This is a genomic window from Nonomuraea sp. NPDC049269 (assembly GCF_043197155.1).
GTDB lineage: Bacteria > Actinomycetota > Actinomycetes > Streptosporangiales > Streptosporangiaceae > Nonomuraea.
Genome location: NZ_JBICSO010000003.1, coordinates 1075628 through 1099916 on the forward strand (window position 1 = coordinate 1075628; position 24289 = coordinate 1099916).

6 protein-coding genes are annotated in these 24289 nt (G+C 75.5%); all 6 read right to left on the bottom strand.

Translation table 11 applies throughout. The annotated features are described in order from the left end of the window. Window positions 1-345: 345 nt before the first annotated feature. The 6 genes from ACGFNP_RS22470 to ACGFNP_RS22495 are packed head-to-tail and all read right to left on the bottom strand — an operon-like array spanning window position 346 to window position 24280. Window positions 346-1254: a 4'-phosphopantetheinyl transferase family protein gene (locus tag ACGFNP_RS22470; RefSeq protein ID WP_393321504.1), complete on the bottom strand. Its 909-nt coding sequence runs from the start codon at window positions 1252-1254 to the stop codon at window positions 346-348. Next, window positions 1251-2315: a pyridoxal-phosphate dependent enzyme gene (locus ACGFNP_RS22475; RefSeq protein ID WP_393321507.1), complete on the bottom strand. Its 1065-nt coding sequence runs from the start codon at window positions 2313-2315 to the stop codon at window positions 1251-1253. The genes ACGFNP_RS22470 and ACGFNP_RS22475 overlap by 4 nt, the downstream gene beginning before the upstream one ends. Further along, on the bottom strand, window positions 2312-10249 hold the full coding sequence (locus ACGFNP_RS22480) for an amino acid adenylation domain-containing protein (protein ID WP_393321510.1): 7938 nt from the start codon (window positions 10247-10249) through the stop codon (window positions 2312-2314). The genes ACGFNP_RS22475 and ACGFNP_RS22480 overlap by 4 nt, the downstream gene beginning before the upstream one ends. Next, complete coding sequence (locus ACGFNP_RS22485) at window positions 10246-22071, bottom strand: amino acid adenylation domain-containing protein (protein ID WP_393321513.1); 11826 nt, start codon at window positions 22069-22071, stop codon at window positions 10246-10248. Before ACGFNP_RS22485 ends, ACGFNP_RS22480 begins: the two co-directional genes overlap by 4 nt. A gap of 5 nt (window positions 22072-22076) precedes the next feature. Continuing rightward, window positions 22077-23351 carry an MFS transporter gene (locus ACGFNP_RS22490; protein ID WP_393321516.1) on the bottom strand — a complete coding sequence of 425 codons (1275 nt, stop codon included), beginning with the start codon at window positions 23349-23351 and terminating at the stop codon, window positions 22077-22079. Further along, window positions 23348-24280 carry an ornithine carbamoyltransferase gene (locus ACGFNP_RS22495; RefSeq protein ID WP_393321519.1) on the bottom strand — a complete coding sequence of 311 codons (933 nt, stop codon included), beginning with the start codon at window positions 24278-24280 and terminating at the stop codon, window positions 23348-23350. Before ACGFNP_RS22495 ends, ACGFNP_RS22490 begins: the two co-directional genes overlap by 4 nt. Window positions 24281-24289: the final 9 nt, after the last annotated feature.

Sequence of the window (24289 nt, forward strand, 5' to 3'; positions counted from 1 at the left end):
ACCCTCGTTGATCGTCCCGTTGCGGGTTTCCACCTGCACCGCCGTGTTCGAGCAAGCCACCATCAGGTCCGCAGGTGCACGCACACCTGCCCCCAACAGGCGACGATCGTGATCTTCCAGCGGATGCCAGGGTGATCGATGCACCGGTCGATGAGATCCTCCGTTGGTTCGAGCGGTAACAGGGACGCGTGGGCGCAGCTCACGCCCAAAATGGGGCGCCCGGAGCGAAGCGGAGGTCCTCCAGAGGTCGCGGCTCCGGCGCGCCTAAGCCCCTCTAGCGCGAAGCGCCCCATGGAAGCCTTTGTCGCAGGCCGGTCCTGCCCCCGACGATGACCACTGTGCTGATCACAAGATGTCCTCCTTCTGGGTTCTGCCGGCGAGCAGGCCTGTGCCGTCGCGCTCGACGACCGGCACCGGGCCGGGGATCACCGCCAGGCTGGCGAGGTATCCGCTGGGCGGGTTGAGGGACAGCAGCGTCGCCTCCCCCTGTTCGGTCGGGACGCGCACCGGCTCTTCCGTGCCGAGAACGTCCACCTGGTCGGGGGCGTGGTCGAGGCCTACTCCCAGGGCTTTCAGCACCGCCTCCTTCCTGGTCCAGAGCCGCAGGAACGCCGACGGCCGGCTGGGCGGGTCGAGCGCGTCCAAAGCCCGGGTCTCCAGCTCGGTGAGGGCGACGCCGACGAGTTCACCGATGTCGAGGGTGTGGTCGATCGCCTCAACGTCCACGCCGACCGCATCGACCCCGATGCCGACGGCCACGACCAGACAGTCCCCGGCGTGAGAAACCGACAGGACGGGGGTCGAGGCCGAGGGGGGTGCCGACGACGGGGCGCCGGTCCCGGCGGGCAGACGTGGCCGGCCGTGCGGTCGCCCGCACCGGTCACACGACCGGTCCAGAGGCACCAGTTCGGGGGCCACGCCGAGCATCCGGCCGACGACCAGGCGCAGCAATGCGGCGGCGGTGAGAAACCTGGCACGGTCGGCGGGGCGGCGGTACTCCTCGTACCTGGCCCGTTCGGCGGGGTCGAGCAGCGCGGCGAGGCTGTCCCTGGTGTCCTCGACGCGCGCCCACCACACACTCACGACGGGCGCACCGGCGCGCACGACCCGCGTGCCCACGGGCACGACCTGCGCTCCTGCGGACACGATCCGCGTGCCTGCGGACACGACCTGCGCTCCTGCGGGCACGGACAGGGCAGCCCGCGCCGAGAAGGGCAGGTCCCCCGGGGTTTCTTCCACCGGTGCGGCGCTCATGCGCGCTCCCGGAGGAAGAACGCGGCGGGCAGGTCGCGGGTCACCTCGACGCCGCGGTCCGCCAGCCACGCGGGCGCGTACAGCGTCTGTGTGTAGTTGCCGCCGGAGTCGGGGCAGACGCAGACCGGGGAGGTGATCTCCTGATGTTCGGCCAGATACCGGGTGCAGGCGGCGAGTACGGCCCCGCTGGAGCCGCCGAGCCTGATCCCGGTCGTCTCGGCCAGGGCGTGGCAGTGGGAGACGGCATCGGCGTCGTCCACGATGACGACGTCGTCCCAGTCCCCCGGCCGCAGGAACGCCGACGGCCGCGACGCCCCGATACCGGTCAACAGCCGGGTGCCCGCCGGATCGGCGAACACCCGGGACCCCGGCACGTCCACCGCGATCACCCGCGCTTTCGGCCGCCGCCCGCGCAGGTACCGGCCGAGCCCGGCGAGGGTACCGCCGGTGGACACGGCCACGAACACCGCGTCCATCGACCCGGGTGCCTGCTTGTGCAGCTCCGGGCCGGTGCCCTGGTAGTGGGCCAGCGGGTTGGCCGGGTTGTGGTACTGGTCGGTCCAGATCAGGGCGGGGTCGGCGGCCAGCAGCCCGGCGACCCGGTCCAGGCGGGCCGACAGGTAGCCGCCCTGGGCGTCGCGCCGGCTGACCTCGGACAGCACGGCGCCCAGGCCAGTCATCCGTTCGGCCAGCACGGGCGACAGGCTGGGGTCCACCACGGCGGTGAACGAGATCCCGAGCGCGCGGGCCGCGGACGCCAGGGCGACGCCGAGGTTGCCGGATGTGGACTCGACCAGGGCGGCGCCTGGCACATCGAGCCGGTCGGCGACCGAACGCAGCAGGCTGAGAGCGGTACGGTCCTTGATGGAGCCCCAGGTACCGGCCCCTTCGAGCTTCAGCCGTACGGTCACCCGGCGGCCCTTCACCTCGGCACGGACGCAGACGAGCGGGGTGGGCGGCGTATCGGCCCCGAGCCGCCGCAGCTCCTCCCGCACGCTCCCGCCCCGCGTCCCGAGAGCCGCCCTCCCGGAGGAGACGGCCGCGGGGGACGGCGCGCTCATCGGGCCTCCCCCGCCCGGTCGGCCCGGTGCGCCTGCTCCGTCTGACCCGCCCGACCGGCCCAGTGCGCCTGCTCAGTCTGATCGGCCAGGCGCGCCTGCCTCGTCTGATCCGCTCTCTGCGCCTGCTCAGTCTGATCGGCCAGGCGCGCCTGCCTCGTCTGGTCGGCTCGGTGTGCCTGCTCTGTCTGATCTGCTCGGTCAAGCCAGCGCGCGATGTGGGCGGCCAGTTCGTCCACGTGCGGCGGGGCCATCACGTCCAAGTGGCCGTGCCGGAACCGGCCGACCGGCACGTCCCCGCCGCGTAGCCGGCGCCATTCGCGCAGGTACGCCTCGTGCGTGAGGCCGCCCTTGGCGTCGTGCCCGTCACCCATCAGATCATCGGTGAGCATGATCTCGACGGGCACGGCGGCGGGGCGGGGCCGGTCGAGCTGGGCGGCCTCGGCCATGCCACGCCAGAGCCGCAGCCGGGGCGCCCAGTCCTCGTGCAGATCCTTCTCGGTGATCGGCCGCCCGTCGTTGTCGTCCACGACGGCCGTCAGCACCTCAGCCAGCTCGGCCCGCATCTTGCCGTCGCCGCCAGCGCCATCGCCGCCGACGGCGCTGCCGTCGCTGTCGGCGCCACCGTCGCTACCGTCGGCCAGAGCGGCGAGGAGTGCTTCGCCGCGTCTGAGCAGCCGCAGGTGCAGCGGCTCGTCGACGGCGGGCAGGCACGGGTCGAGCAGCAGCAGCTCGACCTCCTCGCCCAGGTCGCGCAGCCGGGCCGCCATCTCCCACACGGCCCCGGTCCCGCCGCACCACCCGAACAGCCGGTACGGCCCCGCAGGCTGCGCGGCCCGCACCTCGGTCAGGTATGCCTCCGCGAGCCGCCGGACGGGGGTGGCGGCGGCGTCCTCGTTCACGAGCGCGGGATGCTGGAGCGCCACAAACGGGCGGTCCCCTGGCAGCCGCCGGGACAGCTCGCGGTACCAGTGCACGCTGCCGCCGCCCGGATGCACGGCGAACAGCGGCGCCCGCTCCCCCGACGCCCGAAACCACACTGCCGCCCGGCCCGGTGCTTCCCGCACCACGCCCGCACCACCGACCGAGAGCGCCACGTCCATACCGCCGGTCGAGAGCACCGCGCCCGCGCCACCGGTCGAGGGCGCCGCGTCCGCGCCACCGGTCAGGAGCGCCACGTCCATACCGCCGGTCAAGGGCACCGCGCCCACGCCACCGACCGAGGGCATCACGCCCGCGCCGTCGGTCGAGGGCGCTGCGTCCGCACCGGCGGTCGCCCCGGCCAAGTCCTGCGGAATGGTGTCCGTACCAGGCGAGGCGGCCGTCGTTCTGGGAAGGGAGGCGAGAGCCGTCGCGAGGGCGGCGACCGTGCGGTGGAGCATGATGTCGCGGGCCGTCACTCGGACACCCGCGCCCGCCTCAAGCCGCGCCGCCGCCCGCATGGCCGCCAGCGAGTGCCCGCCGAGCTGCAGGAAGTCGTCCTCCCTGCCGATCGCGTCCACGCCGCCGCGCTGTCCGCCGAACAGGTGGCCGCCGTCGTCGGTGGCGACCACCCCCAGAACGGCCGCGAACGCCTCGGCCACCGCACGTTCCAGCCCGTCCCGGGGCGGCGCGGACGCGGTGCGCGGGTCGGGACGGCTCCCTCCGGGGGCGGGCAGGGCGGCGCGGTCCACCTTGCCACTCGCCGTCATCGGGAACGCGTCGAGCGCCACCAGGTGGTCGGGCACGAGGTGCGCCGGCAGCAGCCCGCCGAGGTGGGCGCGCAGCTGTGACACGTCGATGGTGCCCGGCATGACGTACCCGACCAGTCGCCGGTCGCCCGGAGTGATCTCGCGGGCGGCCACGGCGGCCATGCGGACGCCCGGATACCGGTTCAGGGCCGCCTCGACCTCGCCCGGCTCGATGCGATGGCCACGGATCTTGAGCTGGTCGTCCATCCGCCCCAGGAAGTCGAACCCGCCGTCCGGCCGCAGCCGGGCCAGGTCGCCGGTGCGGTAGAGCCGCGCGCCGGGTTCGGGGCCGTAGGGGTCGGGGACGAACCGGTCGGCGGTGAGCGCCGGCCGGCCGAGGTAGCCGTGGGCCACGCCGGGGCCACCGATGTGCAACTCGCCCGGCACGCCCAGAGGGACCGGCCGGCTGAGGTGGTCAAGGACGTACGCGGTGGTGTGGGCGATGGCCGAGCCGATGGGGACGGGCCCGGTGACCGGCCGGCCGGGATCGAGGGGACGGCAGGTGGCGAACGTGGTGGTTTCGGTAGGTCCGTACGCGTTCACCAGGCGGGTGGTTGGAAGGGCGCGGCGGGCGCGTTCGAGGTGTTCGGCGGAGACGGCCTCGCCGCCGGTGATGAGGGTGCGCAGGCCGCGCAGGCCGGTCAGGTCGCCGTCCACCATCAGCTTGAACAGTCCGTGCGTGACAAACGTGCAGGTCACTCCATGCCGGCTGATCACCTCGCGCAGCTCGCGGGCGTCCAGCAGGCCGGGCGGCGCGACGACCAGCCGGCCGCCGTGCAGCAGCGCGCCCCAGATCTCGTACGTGGCGGCGTCGAACGTGATCGGCGAGTGCAGCAGCTGCGTCTCCCCGGGGCCGAACTCGGCGTAGGTCTGGCCGGTGACCAGCCGGATCACGCCCCGGTGCGGGACTGCCACGGCCTTGGGCCGGCCGGTCGAGCCCGAGGTGTAGATCAGGTACGCCAGGTCGTCAGGCGTGACCGGCGCGTGCGGCGGCCCAGCCGGGTCGCTGCCGCCGATGGCCTCGCCGAGGAGGATCGTGTCCGGGTGCCCGATGGCGCTCGCGAGGCCCGCGGAGGTGATCACGAGACGGGGCGCCGCGTCGGCCAGCAGTTCGGCGAGCCGGGCGGGCGGGTCAGTGGCGTCCAGGGCGAGGTACGCGCCGCCCGCCTTGAGCGTGGCCAGGACGGCCACGATGAGGCGGGGCGAGCGGTCCAGGCAGATCCCGACGACGTCTCCGGGCTGCACGCCGCGACCGGCGAGCCGGTGCGCCAGACGGTTCGCGGCGGCGTCGAGCTCGGTGTAGGTCAACCGCTCCGGCCCGTCTCCGCAGTCGAGCTCCGCGTACGTCAGCCGCTCCAGCCCGCCTCCGCAGGAGACCGGAGCGAACTCGACCGCGATCGCGTCCGGCGTCCGGGCCGCCTGGGCGGCGAAGAGCTCGTGGATCGACAGCCCTGGCAGGAACGGCGCGGCGTCCCCACCGGCCAGGGCGAGGCGCTGTTCGGCCAGCGGGAGCAGGCCGGCCCGCGCGTTCCCGCCGGCCAGGGCGAGGCGGTGTTCGGCCGGCGGGAGCAGGTCGGCCTGCACGTCCCCGTCCGGGTCGGCCGCCATCGCCGCGAGCACCGACGCGTACAGCGCGGCCAGCCGCTCCCCCCACGCCGGCCGGACGGCGCGCGGCGAGGCGGACAGCACCACCGCACCGGGTTCCGTGGACACCACCAGCGCGAAGTCGGTGGCGCTGCGGTCGTCGGTCTCGGCCAGGTCGAGCGCTTCCCGGTCCAGCACGTGGAAGTCGAGATAGTTGAACAGCACGTCGATCAGCGGCTCGTCCGGGCTCCACCGCCGCTGCATCTCCGGCGCGGGGAAGCGGCGGTGCGGCCACAGCGCCGTCTCCTCCGCGAACACGTCCCGCACCAGCCCGCGCCAGGTGGCCGGGCCGATGCCGGTCGCGAACGGGACGACGTTCAGGAACATGCCGCGCGCCCGATCCCCACCGGCCACCTCGGGCCGCCCGTTCACTCCGAGCCCGGTGCGGAACGCCCGCTGTGTGGTCACCATGCTCATGACACGCACATGCGCGGCCAGGAACACGCTCTTGAGCGGCGCCCCGGCGGCCTTCGCCAGCGCACGCAGCCCCAGCATCAGCTCCCCGACCGGCACCCGCAGGTCGTAGGGGAACGGATCATCGGCGGAAGCCGCGGTCCACGCCTCGGGAAGCCGGAGCCGCTCGAAGCCGCGCACCCGGCTCTCCCAGAAGTCGCGTTGCTCGGCCGAGGCGAGCGCGGCCCGTTCCAGCCCGACGGCGTCGGCGAACCGGACCGCGCACGACGCCGGCTCGGGCACCGGCCGGCCGTCGCGGACCGCCCGGTACACCTCCAGCAGTTCGGTCAGCAGCGAGTTGTGGCTCCAGCCGTCGAGGATCGGGTGGCATTCCACCCAGCCGAGTCGCCATCGCCGCTCGTCGAGCCGCTGCGCGTACAGCCGCCACAGGGGCGCGCGCCCCAGGTCGAACGGCTGCCGCCGCTCCCGGTCGAGCGCGGCGTCCGCGGCGGCCCGCTGTTCGGCGGGGGGCAGCGCGGTGAGGTCCTCGACGGTGATGTGCGCACGGGCGGCGGGGTGCACGAGCTGCATCGGCTCGGAGTACGCCACCAGGTCGAAGGAGGTGCGCAGCACGTCGTGCCGGGCGGCCAGCGTCTCGGCGGCCGTGGACAGGGCCCCGAGCGAGAACGGCCCGTCGTCGCGTACCAGGTAGGAGGTGACGTTGTGGTACGGGCTCAGCTCGCCGTCGGCGGCCAGCTCGACCAGCATGCCGGCCTGCACCTGGGTGAGCGGGTACGCGTCGGCCGCCGACGAGGGCAGCAGCGCCCGGTCAGCGGGACGGACGTGGGCGAAGGGCGCCGAGGGGACGTGTCCGGCGGACGTTCCGGGGGTCATGACAGTGGCCAGGGCGGCGGGGGTCTGGTGCCGGAACATGTCCTGCACGCCTGCCTCCCAGCCGGCCTCGCGCAGCAGTGCGATGGCCCGCAGCGCCCGGATGGAGTCGCCGCCCAGCTCGAAGAAGTTCCCGTGGACACCGACAACGGGCAGGTCCAGCGCGGCGGCCCAGGCGCCGGCGGCGGCCCGCTCGGCCGGGTCACGGGGCGCCACGAACGCGTCCTCCGCCTCGGCGGCCCGGGGCGCCGGAAGGGCGTCGCGGTCGAGCTTGCCGTGCGCGGAGACGGGCAGCGCGTCCAGCGTCACCACGAACGCCGGCACAAGGTAGGCGGGCAACCTCCCGGCCAGCCACCCCCGCACCTCCCGACCGTCCAGCCCTCCGCCACCAGCCCCCGCCGCACGAGAACCGTCCGTACGAGAACCGTCCGCGCAGGCGGTGCCGACCACGTACGCCAGGAGCCGGTCGTCGCGAACGATCACGGCCGCCGCCCCCACCCCCGGATGCTCCAGCAGCACCGACTCGACCTCCCCCGGCTCGATCCGGTGCCCCCGGATCTTCACCTGATGGTCCCGCCGCCCCAGGTAGTCGAGCGTCCCGTCGGCCCGCCGCCGCACGACGTCACCGGTCCGGTAAAGGCGCCCCGCCCCGTACGGGTTCGGCACGAACCGCTCGGCCGTCAGTCCCGGCCGCCCCAGGTACCCCCGCGCCAGCCCGACCCCGCCGATGTGCAGCTCCCCCGGCACGCCGACCGGCGCGGGCCGCATCGCCTCGTCCAGGACGTGCACGGCGATGTTGTCGATGGGCCCGCCGATGGGCACCCGCGCCTCGGCCCACCCGGGCCGGCACGCCCAGGCGGTGACGTCCACGGCCGCCTCGGTGGGCCCGTACAGGTTGTGCAGGCGGGCGCCGAGCAGGTCGTGGAAGCGGCCGGCCAGGTCGGCGGGCAGCGCCTCGCCGCTGCACATGACGTCCCGCAGCGAGGTGCACGCCCCGACGCCGGGCACGTCCAGGAACGACCGCAGCATGGACGGCACGAAGTGGCAGACCGTCACCTGTTCGCCGACGATCAGGTCGCGCAGGTACGCCCCGTCGCGGTGCCCGCCGGGCGCGGCGACGACCAGCCGGGCACCTTCGGCCAGCGGCCAGAAGAACTCCCACACCGACACGTCGAACCCGAACGGCGTCTTCTGCAGCACCGCGTCGGCCGGGGTCAGCCGGTAGGCGTCCTGCATCCAGTCCAGCCGGTTGGCGATGGCCCGGTGGGAGACGACGACGCCCTTGGGCCGCCCAGTCGAGCCGGAGGTGTAGATGACGTATGCGGCGCCGTCGGGGTCGCGCGGCACCGGCGGCGGTGTCGCGGGGAACGCCGCCAGGTCGAGCCCGTCGAGGACGACGGCGTCCGGCGGGCACAGGTGGGCGTGCGCGGCGCTGGTCAGCACCACGTGGGCGGCCGAGTCGGTGACGAGGTAGGCGATCCGGTCGCGCGGGTACTCGGGGTCGATCGGCACGTACGCGGCCCCCGCCTTGACGGTGGCGAGGAGCGCGATCACCAGATCGGCCGAGCGGTCGAGGCAGACCGCGACCCGGCTCTCGGGTCCGGCGCCGCGCGAGCGCAGCAGCTGGGCGAGCCGGTTGGCGGCGGCGTCGAGCTCGCCATACGTCATGGTCCCGGCGGCGGCGTCGAGCTCCCCGTACGTCATGGTCCCGGCGGGGGTGACGAGGGCGACGGCGCCGGGGTCGCGAGCGGCGCGGGCGGCGAACCTGTCGGGCAGGCAGTGCGCGGGCCGGTTCACGGTGGTGGCGTTCCAGCCGGTCAGCAGGCGTTCGCGTTCGGCCGTGGAGGTGAGGGCGATCTCGCGAACGGGCACGCCGGGGGCACGGCCGGCCCGGCGCAGGAACGTGACCAGGTGCCCGGCCATCCCTTCGGCGGTGGCCCGGGTGAACAGCGCCGTCGGATAGACGAGCGCGCCGCGCAGCGACCCGTCGGGCCGCAGGGTGATGTCGAGCGCGATGTCCACGCGGGCGGGCGACCAGCCGACCGGCTCCTCGACGACGGCCAGCGACCCGGCGGCGCGAGCGGCCGCCGTGTCCTCGCGGTAGGTGAGCAGGGCCTGGAACAGCGGGTTGACGGCCAGGTCGCGGCCGGGGCGCAGCTCCTCGACGATCCGCTCGAAGGGCACATCCTGGTGGTCGTACGCTTCGGTGACGGCGGTCAGCGCCTGGCCGACCAGGTCGCCGAACGACGGCTCGCCGGACAGGTCGCCGCGCAGCACGAGCGTGTTGGCGAAGTAGCCGGGCAGCCGTTCGAACTCCATCCTGCTCCGGCCGGCGACGGGGGTGCCGACGGCGACGTCGTCCGTGCCCGCGTACCTGCCGAGGACCGCCCAGAAGGCGGCGAGCAGCGTCATGAACGGCGTCGCCGAGCGGCGCGCCCCCTCGGCCAGCGCGGCAGCGGCCTCGGCGGCGGGCACATCGAAGGTGACGACGTCGCCCGCGGCGTCCCACTCGGCGGGGCGGGTGCGGTCGGCGGGCAGCTCCAGCGGGGCGACGCCGGCCAGCCGCCGCGTCCAGTAGCCGAGCTGGCGGGCGGCGGCCGGACCGGCCAGGAACGCCCGCTGCCAGTCGGTGTAGTCGGCGTACTGCAGGGCGGGCGCGGCCGGGACGCCGCCGGCGTACTCCGCGCACAGCTCGTCGACCAGCACGTCCATGGTGACGCCGTCCACGGCGATGTGGTGGCCGGTCAGCAGCAGCACGTGCTCGCCGCCCGGCAGTGCGAACAGCGCGGCGCGCAGCGGCCACTCGGCGGCCAGGTCGAAGGGCCGTTCGCCCTCCTGCGCGAGCAGCGCGTCCAGGGCGGGGCGCGGGCGGCGGGTGCCCGCGGCGAGGATGCCGCGCACCCGCAGTTCCCGCTCCGCCGACAGGTTCACGCTGGTCAGCGGCACCGGGCCGGGCGGATCGACGAGCTGGTACGGCTCACCGCCGGATTCCGCGTACCGGGTGCGCAGGATCTCGTGGCGGCCGGCCAGGCCGTCGAGCGCGGCGCGCAGCCGGGCGGCGTCCAGCGGGCCGCGCAGCCGCAGCGCCACCGGGACCAGGTACTCGGTGCCGCCGGGGCGGATCCGGTCGAGCAGCCAGAGGCGGCGCTGGCCGGCCGACAGTGGCGGCGGGCTGTCACGGTCGGTGCGGGCGACGATGGGCGCGGGCCTGGAGCGCCGGCTCCGGTCGAGGTAGCGGCGCACCAAGAGCCCGGCGTCCGGCGGCATCGTGGTTGTCATGCTTGGTCTCCTTCGGCGAGCAGGGACATCGTCTGCTCCCGCGTCCAGTGGGAGATCTCCTCCGTGATGGCGTTCTCCAAGAGCTCGCCGAGCGCGGCCACGGTGCGCGCCTCGAAGATCTGACGCAGGGACAGGGGCAGGTCGAACGCCTCGCGCAGGCGCAGCAGCACCCGCGAGGCGAGCAGCGAGTTGCCGCCCAGGACGAAGAAGTCGTCGTCGCGGCCGACCCGTTCCAGGCCGAGGACCGTGGCCCATAGGTCGGCGACGTACTCCTCCATCTCGGTCCGCGGCGAGGTGTAGCGGCTCGCGGGCTGGGGGCGGCTCCAGTCGGGGTCGGGCAGGGCCTTTCTGTCGGTCTTGCCGTTCGGGGTGTACGGCAGGGCGGGCAGCTCCACCCAGGCGGCGGGCACCATGTAGTCGGGCAGCCGTTCGCGCAGGTGGGCGGCCAGGTCGGCGGGGGTGAGGCCGGGTTCGGCGACGACGTAGCCGACGAGCCGCAGGTCGCCGAGCGGGGAGCGTCTGGCCTCCACGACGCCGGTACGAAGCCCTGGGCAGGTGGCCAGGACGGCCTCGATCTCGCCGGGCTCGATCCGGAAGCCGCGGATCTTGATCTGCCGGTCGGCGCGGCCGACGAACTCGATGGTCCCGTCGGCGCGGCGGCGCACCAGGTCGCCGGAGGCGTACATGCGGGCGCCGGGCAGCGGCGCGTACGGGTCGGGCAGGAAGCGGGCGGCGGTCAGGGCGGGCGCGCGGTGGTAGCCGCGGGCGACCCGGCTGCCACCGATGTACAGCTCGCCGACGACGCCGTGCGGGACGGCCGACAGGTTCGTGTCCAGGACGTACGCGCCGGTGCCTGGAAGTGGCCGGCCGAGCGGGACGAGCGCGTCGGGGGGCTCGTCGAGGTCGGTGACAGTGTGGGCGGTGGTGGCGATGGTGGCCTCGGTGGGCCCGTAGCCGGTGTGGAAGCCGGCGGGCAGGCCGGTCGCGGCCCACATCGCCGCGTCGGCGTAGGTGACGGCGTCGCCGCCCACGCTCATCAGCCGCAGCCCGGCCAGCCGGCCGTCGCCGGGGCGCAGCGCGGCGACCAGTTCGCGGTAGTAGGCGGGGGTGACGTCGAGGACGGTGACGCGGCTGCGGGTGAGCTGGTCGGCCAGGTCGCCTGGCAGAGTGGCGCGGGGGTCGGCGACCACGACGGTCGCACCGGCCATCAGGGTCGCGGCGATCTGGTCCAGAGAGGCGTCGAACGTCACGGACGCCATGAGGGCGAAGGCGTCGCCGGGTTCGAGGCCGTAGGCGCGGGCCTGGACGACGCAGTGCTGGGCGTACGAGCCGTGCTCGACCTGCACGCCCTTGGGGCGGCCGGTGGAGCCGGAGGTGAAGATCATGTACGCCAGGTCGCCGGGGTCCGGCTCGGGCAGGGGCACGTCGGGCGGAGTGCCCTCCGCGACGACCGGCACGGCCACGACGGGCGCGGACGAGCTGGACTCGGACGGGCCGGTCACCCTCAGGTCCGTCACGGACGAGCCGCTCGGGTGCGCGGACCCGTCCGTCACGACGGCGGCCGGGGTGATGTCGGCCAGCAGCGCGGCGAGCCGTTCCGGCGGCGAGTCGGCGTCCACCGGCACGTACACGCCTCCGGCCCGCAGGATGCCGAGCAGCGACACCGCCACCAGCGACCCGCGCGGCAGGCACGACGCCACGCACTCCCCCGGCCGCACCCCCGCCGCCACCAGCCGCGCGGCCAGGTGCCCCGACAGCCGGTCCAGCTCGGCGTAGGTGTAGGTCCCGCCGTCGCCACCCGCCTCGGTGAGGGCGACCGCGCCGGGCGTGCGGCGGGCCCAGTCGGCGACCGCGGCGGCCACCAGCGGGGTGGCGAACGGCTCGTCCGGCAAGTCCACATCCACCAGCCGCACGTCCGACGGCCGGGCGGTGGGGTCGGCGGCGCACGCGCCGAGCAGCAGCAGGAAGTGTTCGGCCAGCCGGGCCACGGTGCCGGGCTCGAACAGCGTGGCCGCGTACTCGAACTCCGCCGTCCACTCCCCGTCGCGCCCCTCGCCGAGGGTCAGCGTCAGGTCGCACATCGCCGCCCGCCGCGCCACCGGGAACGGCCCGACGGCCAGCCCGTCCAGCCGGTACGGCGTCAGCGCCGTGTCCTCGACGGCCAGCATCGCGTCGAGCAGCGGCACCCGGGACAGGTCGCGTTCGACGCCGAGCGCGTCCACGAGGTCCTCCAGCGGTACGTCGCGGTGGTCGAGGGCGGCCAGCACACCTTCGCGCGCCCGGTCCACGAGGGTGCCGAAGTCCGGCTCGCCGGACAGGTCGGCGCGGGTGAGCATGGTGTTGACGAAGCAGCCCACGAGGTTCTCGACGGCGCGCAGGTCCCGCCCGGCGACGGGCGCGCCGACCAGGAACGACGTGCGGCCGGTGTAGCGGCCGAGTAGCGCTTGGAAGGCCGCCAGCCAGGTCATGAACGGGGTCGCGGCCCGTTCGCGGCCCAGGCCGAGGACGGAGCGGGCGACGCCGGCCGGGATCCGGAAGGCGTGCACGGCGCCGCGCGAGTCGCGCACCGGCGGCCGGGGCCGGTCCAGCGGCAGGTCGAGCGCGGGCACGTCGGCCAGCTCCGCCCGCCAGCGGGCCAGCCGTCGGCGGCGGGCCTGGCCGGCCTCGGGGCCGTTCTCCCAGATGGCGTAGTCGGTGTACTGGACGGGCAGCGGCTCGGGGGCCGGCCGCTCGCCGGCGCGCAGCGCGTTGTAGGCGTCGCCGAGCTCACGTGCGATGACGTCGAGGGAGCGGCCATCGCAGGCGATGTGGTGGGTGAGCAGCAGCAGCACGTGGTCGTCGGTGCCGATCCTGGCCAGCGCCACCCGCAGCGGGGCCTCCGCGGCCAGGTCGAAGGGGCGGGCGGCCCACCGCTCGACCAGCTCCGCGGCCTGCCGCTCGGGGTCCGGGCGGCCGGACAGGTCCACGCGATACGGCTTGAGCGGGGCGGGCGGGTCGACGACCTGGCGGGGCTCGCCGTCCGCGGCCTCGTACCGGGTGCGCAGGACGGCGTGCCGGTCGCGTACGGACTCGACGGCGGCCAGCAGGGCGGCCTCGTCGAGCGTGCCGCGCAGGCGGAGCGCGATCGGGGCCAGGTACTCGGTGTCGGCGGGGTCCATCGCGTACATCAGCCACATGCGGCGCTGCGCGGCGGACAGGGGCACGTGCGCCCCGGCGACCCCGGCGACGCCGGGAGCGGATCCGGCGGTCGCGTCCGAGGCGGTCTCCACGGGACCGGTGGAAGCGGCGCCGGCGGGAGCGATGCCGGCGGCGCCGGCGGGCGGTTGTGCAGGGACCGGGCCGGGCGGGCCGGGCGGCTCGGGCTGGGCGGCCGACAGCCGCCTGGCCAGCTCGGCCACCGTCCGCGCGTCCAGCAGCGCCCCCAACGTCACCGGCACCGGGAACGTCTCCCGCAGCCGCGACACCGCCCGCATGGCGAGCATCGAGTTGCCCCCGGCGGCGAAGAAGCTGTCGTGCACACCGACCCGCTCCAGCCCGAGCACATCGGCGAACACCGAGGCGATCACCTCTTCGGCCGGGTCGCGCGGCGCCACGTACTCTCCGCCGCGCGGGACGAACAGCGCGGCGTCCGGCGCGGGCAACGCCGCCCGGTCCAGCTTGCCGCTCGGCGTGTACGGGAAGCGGTCCAGGACGACGACCGCGTCGGGCACCATCGGCTCGGGCAGCCGTTCCGACAGGTGCAGCCGGAGCTTGTCCACGGACAGGTCGGCACGGCTGGCCGGCAGCACGTACGCGATGAGGCGGGTGTCGCCGTGCGGGTCGGCCCCGGCGGCGACAGCCGCGGCGGTCACGTCGGGGTGGGCGGCCAGGACGGCCTCGACCTCGCCCGGCTCGACGCGCACGCCGCGTACCTTGACCTGGTGGTCGAGGCGGCCGAGGAAGTCGATCGCGCCGTCGGCCCGCCAGCGGGCCAGGTCGCCGGTGCGGTAGACGCGGCCGCCCGGCGGGCCGTACGGGTCGGGCACGAACCGGGCGGCCGTCTGGGCGGGGTTGTGCAGGTAGCCGCGGGCCAGGCCGTCCCCGGCGACGCACAGTTCGCCTGGCACGCCGGTCGGCACCAGGCGGGACTCCGCGTCGAGGACGCGGATCGCCGTATTGTCGATCGGGCCGCCGATGGGCACGGTCCCTTTGCCGGGCAGGTGGCCGCCTGTGGTGACGCCCGGCCGGTACGGCCAGGCGGTCACGTCGATGGAGCACTCGGTCGGCCCGTACGTGTTGTACAGCTCGGCCGGCACCCGGGCGGCGAGCCGCGCGCACAGATCGGCGGTCAGCGGCTCGCCGGCGGAGAACACCAGGCGCAGAGCCGCGCAGCCGGACAACCCGGGCTCCTCGGCCAGCAGGCCGAGCATCGAGGGGACGGCCTGGAGCACCGTCACGCCGTGGGTCGCGGCGTCGGCGACCATCAGCGCGGGGTCGCGTTCGGCGCCCGGGGAGGCGAGCACGACGGTGCCGCCGACGGCCAGCGGGGCGAAGATCTCCCAACCGGCCGCGTCGAACGCGATCGTGGTCTTCTGCAGGACCCGGTCGGCCGCGGTCAGACCGTGCCGGCGGACGGTCCACAGGACGCGGTTGACGATGCCGCGATGGGTGATGACCACCCCCTTGGGCGTGCCGGTGGACCCGGACGTGAAAATCGCGTACGCGGGCGCATCGAGATCGACCCGCGGCACACCAGACGCGCCCGCCGGTGCGGGCGAAGCGCCACGAGCGGGTGCGGGGTCAAGAGCGGGCGGGGCATCGGGCGCGAGGTGAGCGTGGAGGGTCGGCGGTGGGATGACCAGCGGTGGCCGGGTGGTGAGCCGCGCGGCGAGGTCGCCGTCCGTGACGATCGCCGCCGCCCGCGACTCGCGCAGCACCGCGGTCAGCCGTTCCGCCGGGTGCCCGGGGTCCAGCGGCACGTACGCCGCCCCCGCCTTCAGCACGCCCAGCAGCGTCACCACCAGCGCCGTCCCGCGCGGCAGCGCGACCGCGACGAGGCTTTCCGCCCCGATCCCGGCGGCCCGCAACCGCCCGGCCAGGGCGCCGGCCGCGGTGTCCAGCTCGGCGTAGGTGACCGTGCGCGTTCCGTCGGTCAAGGCGGTCGCGCCGGGTGTGGCCGCCGCCTGCCGCTCGAACAGGCCGTGCAGCGGCAGGCCGGGACGGTCGGCGGCGGTGGCGTTCCAGCCGGTGATCAGGTCGTGACGTTCGGCCTGGGTGAGGAGGTCGACGGTGTCCAGCGGCCGGCCGGGGGCGTCGAGGACCTGACCGAGCACGGACACGTACCGCTCGGCGAACGCCTCCATGGTCGCCCGGTCGAACAGCCCGGTCGCGTACTCCAGGCTCGCGTTCAGGGTCCCGTCGCGGCCCTCGGCGACCTCCAGGGTCAGGTCGAACTTCGCGGTCCGCGGCGCGATGGGCACCTCGGAGACCTCCAGGGCGCCAAGCCGCGGAGTGGTGGCGCGGACGTTCTGGTAGGAGAACATCACCTGGAAGAGCGGGTTGCGCGACGCGTCGCGCTCGGGGGCGAGCTCCTGCGCCAGCCGCTCGAACGGCAGTGCCTGGTAGGCGAACGCGCCGAGCACGTCGTCGCGGACCCGGTCGAGCAGCTCGCCGAACACCCTGGCCCCGGCCAGATCGCCACGCAGCACCACCGTGTCGACGAAGAACCCGATCATGGTCTCCTCGTGCGGCGTGTCACGCCGGGCGACGGGCGTGCCGACGACGGTGTCGTCCTGCCCGCAGTAGCGGCCCAGCAGCAGGTGGAACGCGGCCAGCAGCACCATGTACGGGGTGGCGCCACGCTCGCGGGCCAGCGCCCTGACCCGGCCGGCCAGGTCGCCGGGGAGACGGAAGCCGAGGGTGCGGCCGCGCCGGTCGCGCACCGGCGGGCGCGGCCGGTCGGCGGGCATGGCGAGGTCGCGCAGCCCGGCCAGCCGGTCGCGCCAGTACCGCAGCGCCTCGGCGTCGTCGGGCTGCCCGCGCTGGCCGACGGCGTGGTCGGCGTACTGGGCGGGCAGCGGCGGCAGGTCCGGCGCGCTCCCGGCGGCGGCGGCCCGGTAGCGGGTGTCCAGCTCGTCGGCGAGCAGGGTGAGCGACCAGGCGTCGCAGGCGATGTGGTGGACGGTGAGAAGCAGCACGTGGTCGTCGGGGCCGAGCCGCACCAGCGTGGCCCGCAACGGCCACTCCCCGGCCAGATCGAACCCACGCGCGGCCTCTTCGGCGAGCAACGCGTCCAGCCGCCGACCCCCGCCCGAGTCATGGGAGACGGTGTCGCTGGAGGCCGGGCTCTGGCGGGACAGGTCGTGGAGGGCGGCCGGGCCTGGGCGGGACAGGTCGTGGGGGGCGATGTTGCCGGAGGCCGGGCCTGGGCGGGACAGGTCGTGGCGGGCCAGGGGCAGCGCCGTCACCGGGTCGACGACCTGGCGCGGCTCGCCGTCGCGCAGCTCGTACCGGGTGCGGAGCACGTCGTGCCGGGCGACCAGCCCGTCGAGGGCATGGCGTAGCGCGGCGGGATCGAGCCGGCCGCGCAGCCGCCACGCGATCGGGGCGACGTAGTCAGCGCCGCCCGGAAATATCCGGTCGAGCAGCCACAGCCGTTCCTGCGCGTACGACAAGGGGGCGTCCTGACGCCGGACGGCGGGGACCTCGGACGCGGGACCGGCGGCGGGCGATTCCGCATCCGAGGTCCCCCGCGCGGTCAGCGCCTCGAACATCCGGGCCCCGAGAAGTTCGGCGAACCCGGCCACGGTCGGCGCCGCGAACAGGTCCCGCACCCCCACGGTGACGGGCAACCGGGCACGGACCTTGGCGACAGCCTGGGCGGCGGTGAGCGAGTTGCCGTCCAGGTCGAAGAAGGAGTCCTCGGCGCAGCACCCGGGCAACCCGAGCACCACCGCGAACACCTCCGCGACCAGCTCCTCGATCGGCGTGCGCGGCGGCGTGCCGGTCCGGGCGGGCACGAGGGCGCCGTCGCCGGACTCGGGCAGCGCGGCGCGGTCCACCTTGCCGTGCGGGGTGACGGGCAGCTCGGGCATCGACACGTACCCGGCCGGGATCATGTGCTCGGGCAGCCGTTCGGCGAGATAGGTACGCAGCCGGGCGGCGTCGGGCGCGGCCCGGCCGGGGACCGGCACCAGGTACCCGGCCAGCCGACCGGCCGCGTCGAGGCGGGCGGCGGCCTGGGCGACGTCCGGGTGACCGGACAGCACGGCCTCGATCTCGCCCAGCTCGACGCGGTGGCCACGGATCTTCACCTGGCCGTCGACACGGCCGAGGAACTGCAACTGCCCGCCGGAGTCGAGACGGGCGTGGTCGCCGGTGCGGTAGGCGCGGGCGCCGGGCGGCCCGGACGGGTCGGGTACGAACCTCGCGGCGGTCAGCGCGGGCCGCCCGTGGTAGCCCTGGGCGACGCCGGGGCCCCCGATAACGATCTCGCCGGCCGCGCCGAGAGGCACCGGGGAGCCGCCGTCGTCCCACAGGTGGATGCGGTAGCCGGCTGGGGGCGCGCCGATGGGCAGCGCGGCCCGGCCCGTCGGCACCGGACCGGCGGCGGTGTCGAAGTAGCTGCCCCAGGACGCCTCGGTGGGGCCGTACTCGTTGATCAGCGTCAGGCCGGGGGCGCGGCGGGCCAGCTCGTCGAGCAGCGCGACCGGGCAGGACTCGCCGCCGGTGACGACCGTGGAGATCGCGGCGAGGGCGGCGGAGTCGTGTTCGAGCAGCGCTCTGACCAGGTGCGGGCCGCAGACCAGGTGGGTGGGGCGGTGCTCGCGGGCCAGGCGGGCCAGCTCGTCCAGGTCGGCGCGGGGGCCGGGCGGCGGCAGCAGCACCTCGCCGCCGGAGCAGAGCGTCCAGGCCGCGAAGGACAGGAACACGTCGAACGTCGGCGACACCGGCAGCATCAGCCGGCACGGCGGCTCGGCGTAGGCGCGGCGACCGGTGACGGCGCTGAGCACGTTGGCGTGGGTGAGGACGACGCCCTTGGGCGTACCGGTGGAGCCGGAGGTGTAGACGAGGGCGAGCGGGTCGGCGGCCGTCACGGGCACGGCCGGACGGCCGGCGGGCCGGGCGGCGATGGCCCCGGCCTCGTCGTCCAACCGCACCACCCGCACGCCGTCCACCCGCGCTCGGTCCGGCCGCACGCCGTCCGGCCGCACACCGTCCGGCCGCACACCGTCCGGCCGCACACTGTCCAGTCGCAGGCCGTTCATCGGCCCGGCGGTGACGAGCAGGCGGGGGCGGGCGTCGGCGAGCATCGCGGCGACCCGCTCGCGCGGGTGGTCCGCGTCCACGGCCAGGTAGTGGCCGCCGGCCTTGGCCACGGCCAGCATCGACACCAGCAGCGGCACGCCGCGCGGCAGCCGCACCGCGACCAGGTCGCCGGGCGCCGCGCCGGCCGCGACGAGGTGGCGGGCCAGCCGGTCGCTCGCCGCGGCCAGCTCGCCGTACGTCATCCGCTCGGTGCCGCAGATGACGGCGAGGTCGCCGGGCGGGCGAGCGTCCACCAGGTCCGTCAGGGTGCCGGGCGCGGGCACGCCGGCCGGCCCCTCGACGGCGGCGGCGCCGTCGAACACCGGCAGCTCGGCCACGGACGCCGACGGGTCGGCGACGGCGGAGGCGAGCAGGGTGCGGTAGTGGGCGGCCAGCCGGGCGGCGGTCGCCTCGTCGAACAGCGCGGTGCTGTACTCCAGGTAGCCGGACCAGCCGCCGTCCGGGCCGTCGCTGATCGAGACCGTCAGGTCGAACGTGGTGGAGCCGCCCGCGGGCCGCGGCTCGCGGCTTACCCGCAGGCCGCCGCCCCAGTCGGGGTCGTCGCCGTCGGGGCTCTGGAAGGCGAACATCACCTGGAACAGTGGGTTGCGGGACGGGTCGCGGCGGGGTTCGAGCTCCTGGACGAGGCGCTCGAACGGCAGGTCCTGGTGCTCGTGCGCGCGCAGCAGGTCACGTCGGGTGCCGGCGAGCAGTTCGGCGAACGCCGGGCGGCCGGACAGGTCGGCCCGCATCACCACGGTGTTCACGAACAGGCCGACGACCTCGTCGAACTCCGGGCCGGACCGCCCGGCGAGCACCGTGCCCACGGCGACGTCGCCGGTGCCGGCGTACCGGCCGAGGAGCACCTGGAAGGCGGCCAGCAGCGCCATGAACGGGGTGGCGCCGTGCTGGGCGGCCAGCTCGGTGACGGCGGCGCGCAGCGGGGCGGGCACCTCGAACCGCAGCGCGGCGCCCGCCGCGGACCACACGGGCGGGCGGGGCCGATCGGCGGGCAGGTCGAGCGGCGCCAGCCCGGCCAGCCGGTCGCGCCAGTACGCCAGGTCGGCGTCGTCGCCGGTCCGGTCGCGCTGCCGGGCCACATGGTCGGCGTAGCGGGCGGCAGGGCCGGGACGGGACGCGAAGGCCGGCACCGCCGGGGAGGGAGCCGCCGCGGCGGCGGGGGCGGGTTCGGCGCCGGCCGACAGGGTCCTGTAGAGGTCGGCCAGGTCCCGCTGGAGCACGTCCAGCGACCACCCGTCGATGGCGATGTGATGGGCGACCAGGGCGAGCAGGTGCTCGTCCGGGGCGAGTTGGAGCAGGCCGGCGCGGCAGGGGGCGGCGTGTTCGAGGTCGAAGCCGGCGCTCAACAGCCGCTGTAGCCACGCGCGGGTCTCGGTCTCGGCGTCGCGGCCGGCGGGCAGGCGGGCGACCGTCACGGTGACGGCCTCGGCCGGCATGACCTCCTGAACTGGCTCGCCGCCGTCCCAGGCGTAGCGGGAGCGCAGCGACTCGTGGCGTTCGGCGAGCCGGCGCACAGCGGCCAGCAGGGCGTCGTGGTCGAGGCGGCCGGTCAGGCGGAGCAACAGCGGCACGTGATAGGCGTCGCCGCCGTCGCCCATCTGGTCCAGCAGCCACAGCCGCAGCTGCGCGGACGACAGCGGCGCCCGCTCCCCGGCCGGCACGGGCGCCCACTGCCCCGCGACGCGCCGCTCAGCGACCCCGCCGCCGGACTCCGGGACCGCGGCGGCGACAGGAGCGAGCGCGGCGGCGGCCACCGCCTCGTCGAGCCAGGCGGCGAACGCGCGCACCGTGCCCGCCTCGAACAGGACGCGCAGCGGCACCCGAACCCCCGCGTGCCGGGAGGCGCGGAAGATCGCCTTGGCGGCGGCCAGCGAGTCCCCGCCACGCGCCAGGAACCCGTCGTCCCGCCCCACCCGCTCGACCCCGAGGACGTCCTGCCAGGTGGCGGCGACCAGCTTCTCGGTCGCGGTGACCGGCGGCGCGTACGGCGGCGCGCCCCGGTCGGCGCTGGGCGCGGGCAGGGCGGCCCGATCCACCTTCCCACTGGCCGACACGGGCAGCTCGGGCAGCGCGACGAACGCGGCCGGGATCAGGTACACGGGCAGCGTCGTCGCCAGGTGCGCCCGCAGCTCGTCGGCCGGCGGAGCCTGCCCGGCCCGGCCCACCACGTACGCGGCCAGCCGGGCCGGCGTCCCGAACGGGTGCACGACGCACGCCCGGACCCCGGGGTGGGTCCGCAGGGCGGCCTCGATCTCGCCCGGCTCGACCCGGTGCCCGCGGATCTTCACCTGGTGGTCGGTCCGGCCGAGGATCTCCAGCCGCCCGTCGGCGGTGCGCCGCGCCACGTCGCCCGACCGGTACATCCGCGCACCGGACACGTACGGGTCGGGCACGAACCGGTCCGCGGTCAGCGCGGGCCGCCCGAGGTAGCCGCGGGCCAGCCCGGCGCCGCCGATGTACAGCTCGCCCTCGTCGGCCGGCTCCAGGTCGTCGTCCAGCACGTACAGGCTCGTCGCGGCGAAGGCGGCGAAGTCGTGCACGGACCCGCCGCCGGAGTCGTGCGCGACCCTGGCGGAGAAGTCGTGCGCCGGGTCCGCGGGTCCGCCGGGTAGGCGGCCGCCCGCCGACCAGACGGTGGTCTCCGTGGGGCCGTACAGGTTCCAGACGACCGCGCACGACTCCCGCAGTCGGTCGGCCAGGTCGGCCTCCAGCTTCTCGCCGCCGGACCAGGCGGTGAACCCGGGCGGCGGCCGCCAGCCGGAGTCCAGCAGCATCCGCCAGCTCGTCGGCGTGGCCTGCAGGTGGGTGGCCCCGGCGGCGTCCAGCAGCTCGCCGAGCAGCCGCGGGTCGCGGGCCTGCTCGGCGCTGCCGATCACCACCCGTGCGCCCGCGACGAGCGGCAGGAACAGCTCGGCCACGGAGATGTCGAAGCCCGCGGTGGTGACGGCGGGCAGCACGTCGGAGGCGGTCAGTCCGGGCCACGCCAGCATCGAGGCCATGAGGTTGGCGACGGCGCCGTGCGTGACCAGGACGCCCTTGGGCTCGCCGGTGGAGCCGGAGGTGTAGAGCAGGTAGGCGATGTCCTGCGGGTCGAGCGCGATCGCCGCCGCCTCGTGATCCCCTACGAGAGGGTTGGGGTCGTCGGTGTAGAGGGACGGCAGCCCCAGGCTCTCGTGCGCGCGGGTGGTCACCAGCAGCCGCAATCCCGCGTCGGCGGCGATCCGGCTGACCCGGGCCGGCGGGTGCGACGGGTCGAGCGGCACGTACGCCGCCCCCGCCCGGTGCACCGCCAGCAGCGCCACGAGCAGGCCGGCGTCCCGTTCCAGCAGGACCCCGACGAAGTCGCCGCGCCCGACCCCGGCGGCGCGCAACCGGGCGGTCATGCGGGAGACCCGCAGGTCCAGGGTGGCGTAGTCGAGCAGCGTGCCCTCGTGCTGCACGGCGATCGCGTCGGGCGTGCGCCGTGCCTGCGCCCGCACCAGGTCGGGCAGGGCGGCGAAACGTCGGGATTGCATATGTCTTACCTCTCGATGTCACCGCTCGGCTGCAGCGAGCGGTCGGGAACGGGTTCCGGGTCGGCGTCCAGTTCGGGGGCCCGGCGGATGGCGGGGGTGAGGGTGACGACGGCCGCGACGACGGCCATGACACCCGCGAGGGTGAGCGCGGCGCCGGTGACGCCGATGCCGTCGAGCAGCCATCCGGCCAGCAGCGACCCCAGGGGCAGCACGCCGAAGGCGAGCGTCCCGATGGCGCTGCCGACCCGGCCGAGCAGGTGCTCCGGCGTGATCCGCAGCTGGTACGCGGCGACGGCGACGTTCCACACGGGCCCGACGAAACACAGCACGCCGAACACCAGCCCGAGCGCGAGCGGCCCGTCGACGACGGCGATGAGCGGCATGAGGGCGGCCCACAGCCAGTTCGCGCCGATGACGACGGCTTTCATGGACAACAGGCGGGTGATCTTGGAGGCGGCGAGCGACCCGGCGACGCCACCGACGCCCGCGCCCAGGAACAGCAGCCCGATCGCGCCGGGTGAGGCCACGTCGCCGGTGGCGGCCACGATGACGATCAGACTGAGACTCTGGAACAGCAGGTTGCTGGCGGCGATGGCGAGCACGGCCGAGCGCAGGAACGGCTGCCGCCACAGCCAGGCGATCCCGGCGCGCAGCTCCCCCAGCGGATTCGGCGCGGGCGCCGCCCCCGCGTCCGGGGCGGCGCGGAAGGTGCCGCGCAACGCCAGCGACGTCACGATCGAGACCAGGTACGTGACCAGGTCGAACGCGAACGGCAGCCACCGTGCGAGCCCGAACAGCGCGCCCCCGACGGGCTGGCCGAGCAGCAGTGCGCCACGGATCCGGGCCTCGTTGGCCGACAGCGCCTCGGGCAGCTGTTCCTCGGCCACGACGTGCCGGATGGCGGCCTGCTCGGCGAGCTGGTGGCCGACGGTGAGCACGCCTTCGACGAACGCGACCACGACGAGCTGGGCCAGCGGCGGCCGGCCGGCGGTGAGCGCGACCACCACGCTGCCCAGCGCCAGGAACCGGCCTATGTCGCAGAAGACCATCACGGCCCGCCGGTCGAGCCGGTCCACCAGAACGCCGGCGGGCAGTTGCGCCAGCAGGTACGGCAGTCCGGCGGCGAACCCGACGACGCCCGCCTCGGTGGCCGAGCCGCCGAGGGCCAGCACGAGCAGCGGCATGGCGATGGCCGAGGCGTGCGAGCCGAGCGCGGAGGCGGCGCCGCCGATCCAGAGCAGCCGGTAGGAGCGGTTGCGGCGCAGCGGGGCGGCGCTCACCGGTCCGGCCCCAGCAGGCACCATTCGAGCACCGCCAGCGCGCCGGCCAGCTTCCCCTCGGCCTGCTCGAACGCGATGCTGTCGGACCCGTCGAGCACCTCGGCGTCGACCTCCTCGCCGCGGTGGGCGGGCAGGTCGTGCATGAAGATCCCCTGCGGGTGGGCGGCCATCACCTCGGCCGTCACCCGGAACGGCGCGAACACGCCGCGCCAGTCAGGGTCGGGCTTGGTCGTGCCGGTCGTCTGCCAACGGGTGGTGTAGACGATGTCGCACGGCTTCATCGGCGTGGTCATGTCGTGCTCGACGGCGAGGAATCCGCCGCGGGCCTCGATGCCGCGCCGGGCCGCCGCCAGCACCGCGGGGTCCAGGCCGTAGCCGGGCGGGGTACGCAGGTGCAGCTCGACGCTGCCGTAGTGGGCGAGCGCGAGGGCGAGCGCGGCGGCGGTGTTGTTGCCCTCCCCGATGTACGTCAGCCGCAGCCCGTCCACGCTGCCGAAGCGGCGGTGGATGGTGGCCAGGTCGGCGAGCGCCTGGGTGGGGTGCTCGCCGGCGCTCATGGCGTTGATCACGGCCATCCGGTCCTGGGCGGCGAACGCGTGCATCTCCGCGTCGCTGCCGGCGGTCCGGGCCACCAGGGCGTCGAGCATGCCGGACAGCACGCGGGTGGTGTCGGCCACCGACTCGCCGGTGTTCTCCTGCAGGTCGGCGGGGCCGTAGGCGATGATGTCGGCGCCGAGCAGCTGCGCGGCGCGGGAGAAGGCGGTGCGGGTCCTGGTGGAGGTGCGGCGGAAGTAGACGCCGACCGTGCGGCCGGACAGCGGCCGGTCGCAGCGGTGGTGCCCGGAGCCGTACCACGCGCCGCGCTCGACGATCCGGCGCACGTCGCCGGAGCCGAGGCCGGCCATGGAGATCAGGTGTCTGACGGACATGGCGGCGGC